1 protein-coding gene is annotated in these 944 nt (G+C 44.8%); it reads left to right on the forward strand.

Translation table 11 applies throughout. The features are described 5' to 3' along the window. A partial coding sequence (gene glyS / locus ACS8FD_RS17590) for a glycine--tRNA ligase subunit beta (protein WP_439276798.1) occupies positions 1-873 on the forward strand: 873 nt, incomplete at its 5' end. Positions 874-944 lie beyond the last annotated feature (71 nt).

A 944-nucleotide genomic window follows, 5' to 3' on the forward strand; every position in this document is an offset into this window, starting at 1 on the left:
CCTGAATTGCAAGGTATCGCTGGTACTTATTATGCGCGTTTAAATGATGAGCCAGAAGCCGTCGCTACAAGCCTGCAAGAGCAGTATTTGCCTAAATTTAGCGGCGATATATTACCGCAGACGCAGATTGGTATCTGCTTAGCGCTAGCTGATCGCTTAGATACGCTCGTCGGTATCTTTGCAATCGATCAAGCGCCAACTGGTTCAAAAGATCCGTTTAGCCTGCGTCGCTCTGCTATTGGTATCTTGCGGATTTTAATTGAAAAACAGCTACCGATTAATTTGGTAGCATTGGTTGAGCAAGCGATCAAAGGCTACAGCACAAGCGATGGCAGCAAAATCACTAAGATGGGTGATACTTTCACCCAAGTGATGGCGTTCTTAAATTCGCGTTATCGAGCGATGTATACAGAGCAAGGAGTGAGCGTCGATACCATCCAAGCAGTACAAGCGATTAATCCGCATATGCCACTAGATTTTGATCAGCGTATTCGCGCAGTACAAGCGTTTAGCGAGTTGCCTCAAGCTTCGATGTTAGCCGACTCTAACAAACGGGTGGCTAATATTTTAGCCAAGTCAGAAATAACCGTTGCTGACAATGTCGATGAAGCATTACTGAGCGAAGCGGCCGAACAGAATCTGTATCAAGCTGTTCAGCAAGCACAAGAGGCTGTAGAACCGCTACTTGAGCAAGCTGATTATACGCAAATATTGCAAACGCTCGCAAGCTTAGATGGGCCATTGACGCAGTTCTTTGATAACGTGATGGTCAATAGTGACGATGCAGCGCTTAAAAACAACCGCTTAGCCTTGCTCAAACAAGTACGAGCCTTGTTCTTAACCGTGGCTGACATCAGCGAGCTACAACTATAACCTTATGGTTTAAGCTCGCTTAAATTGTTTTTGCAAAGTAGTGCACTAATAATAAAAAACTGACCCTAATG

This window comes from Psychrobacter sp. 1U2 (assembly GCF_051847575.1).